The 2406-nt window shown below is 60.9% G+C and carries 3 protein-coding genes; all 3 read right to left on the bottom strand.

Going from position 1 to position 2406, the window contains the following annotated elements; genetic code table 11:
* Nucleotides 1–286: 286 nt before the first annotated feature.
* From lptB to lptC, 3 genes are read right to left on the bottom strand one after another with little or no spacing between them, the layout of a single operon-like run.
* Nucleotides 287–1105 (bottom strand): LPS export ABC transporter ATP-binding protein, encoded by an 819-nt coding sequence (gene lptB, locus EN969_RS26765; protein WP_013529586.1) that lies wholly within the window; start codon nucleotides 1103–1105, stop codon nucleotides 287–289.
* Nucleotides 1105–1686: an LptA/OstA family protein gene (locus EN969_RS26770; protein ID WP_013529585.1), complete on the bottom strand. Its 582-nt coding sequence runs from the start codon at nucleotides 1684–1686 to the stop codon at nucleotides 1105–1107. The genes lptB and EN969_RS26770 overlap by 1 nt, the downstream gene beginning before the upstream one ends.
* Nucleotides 1673–2386 (bottom strand): LPS export ABC transporter periplasmic protein LptC, encoded by a 714-nt coding sequence (gene lptC / locus EN969_RS26775; protein ID WP_013529584.1) that lies wholly within the window; start codon nucleotides 2384–2386, stop codon nucleotides 1673–1675. The genes EN969_RS26770 and lptC overlap by 14 nt, the downstream gene beginning before the upstream one ends.
* Between the last annotated feature and the right edge of the window lie 20 nt (nucleotides 2387–2406).

The raw sequence follows: 2406 nt of genomic DNA on the forward strand, positions 1-2406 counted from the left end.
CTGATGCAGTCGATTCGGCTGCATCAGTTGCGGCGTCATCACCAGCGACTGCGATTGTCGTAGCTGTAGTTTGGCCGCCAACGCCATGGTTCGGTTTCAAACGCCTCGTCTACGCATCCGGACTTCCGGAAAGGAATTTTGCAGCCGGCCATAGAAACTGGCCCGGCTTTTGCTTGTCAAGGCAATTGGTAGCAAAACTCGCTTACCGGAGCGTTATCTCGGAGCAAAATCGAGGAAAAAGCGCCGCGCGAACCGCAAAAATCGTGTCAGGAAACAAATTTCACGCTCAGAGGGTGAAACCCTCGCCGAGGTAAAGTCGCCGCACATCCGGGTTTGCCACCACTTCGTCGGCCCTTCCATGGGTCAGCACCTGGCCGGCATGGATGATGTAGGCGCGGTCGATGAGGCCGAGCGTTTCGCGCACATTGTGATCGGTGATGAGGACGCCGATGCCGCGCGCCGTGAGGTGGCGCACCAGTTGTTGAATATCCGCGACGGCGATCGGATCGATGCCGGCGAAAGGCTCGTCGAGCAGCATGTAGGCCGGACGCGTCGCCAGCGCTCGCGCGATTTCCAAGCGTCGCCGCTCGCCGCCCGAAAGCGACATGGATGGCGCCTTGCGCAGATGGCTGATGTGGAATTCCTCGAGCAGTTCGTCGAGATTGCGCTCGCGCACCTTGCGGTCCTTTTCGACCACTTCCAGCACGGCGCGGATATTCTGCTCGACATTGAGGCCGCGGAAGATCGATGCTTCCTGCGGCAGATAGCCGATGCCGAGGCGTGCACGACGGTACATCGGCATCGACGTGACATCGAAGCCGTCGATCTCGATCGTGCCTTCATCCACCGGCACCAGGCCGGTAACCATATAGAAACAGGTCGTTTTGCCGGCGCCGTTGGGGCCGAGCAGTCCAACTGCCTCTCCGGCGCGCACGCCGATGGTGACGCCGCTGACGACCTTGCGGCCCTTGTAGCTCTTGGTCAGCCCCTTGGCGATCAGGGTTCCCTTGAACTTTCCCGCATCGACGGTCACCGTGGCCGGCGCCGAAAGCTTGCCGGCGGCCCGTCCCGGAAGACGCGCCGTCAGCGACGACAGGCTGGCCATCAGGGGTTCGTCGCTCCCGATTTCGGCGGCGGCGTGATCGACATCTGGACACGTTGCCCAGCGCATGGATCCACCTGAGCCAGCCCGCTTTTCATCTGCACGGTAAGTTTGCAGCCCACCAGAACGTTGTCGTTTTGCGACAGAACGACCTTTTTGCCCGAAAGCACCAGCACCTGGCTCTTCATATCGAAGCTGCCTTGATCGCCGGTCGCGATCTGCGCATCCGACTTGATATAGACCTTGTCGGAGATCTCCAGGTGGTCGATGTTGGCCGAGCCCGTCATCGCCGCACCCGCGGCCTCCGTGCCCTTGGCAGCGGCGTTGGGGTCCTTGACGTAGTAGACCGTCATCTTGCCGGCCTTCATCAATGTCGGCCCCTGGACGACGCTGACATTGCCCGTGAAGATGGCGACACTGTCGGCCTGGCGGACTTCCAGCTTGTCGCTCTCGATCTGGATCGGCTTGTCGCCGGACAGTTTGAGGCCTGATTGACTGGTCGTCTGCGCCCATGACGGCACGAGTCCGAGCAGCAGCAACGCTGAAGTTGCAGCCGCGAGCCGCGTCGAACTACTGAGCCGCATTGGTTTCTCCGCTGTTTCCCTGTGCCGCCTTCAGGGCGGCGGAATCGATGTTGACGCGCACTTTGTTCTCGAAAACCAGAATCTTGCCATTGTCCTGGACCGACATCGTATCCGCCGTGATCCGCGACCCGCCACGGCTGACATCGACGGGATCTCCTGTCTTCATAGTGCCTTTGCCCATGTCGAGGAAGACCGATTTGAACTTGGCCTGCATGCCGTCGGTCGTGGTGATCGTCACGTCGCTGGTCAGGTTCATCGTATTGCCGTCGCGATCGTAGGTGCCGTGCGAGGCCTTGACCGCCGCCACATTGTCGGACGCGATCGGCACCTTGGCGTCGATGCCTTCCAGCTCGATGATACCTTGCGTGCTGACATCCTGAATGGCACGCAGCGCCGTCATCGAATAAGGCTGCTTCTGCTTGGTGAAACCGTTGAGCTTGGGATTGGCCATCACCAGCTTGCCGTTGGAAAAGGCAGTGCCTTCCGCCTGAATCTTCACCGAGACGGGTGCGGCGAGATAGGAATAGACCGGGAAAGCGACCGCTATCAGTGCTGCGGCCACCGGCACGGCAAATTTGAGAACGCGCACGCGGCGCGAATGACGCTGTGCACGGTCGAAAGCATCGCCGCGCGTCCGGCCGTCCGCCGGGGGAGCCAACACCGCCTCGGCGTCGGTCGGTTCAATCGGTCGCGCTAACATTCACTGCTTTCTTCTAACCC

Origin of the sequence: Mesorhizobium sp. M7A.F.Ca.CA.003.01.2.1 (genome assembly GCF_003998945.1) — a bacterium.
Classification (GTDB): Bacteria; Pseudomonadota; Alphaproteobacteria; order Rhizobiales; family Rhizobiaceae; genus Mesorhizobium; species Mesorhizobium ciceri.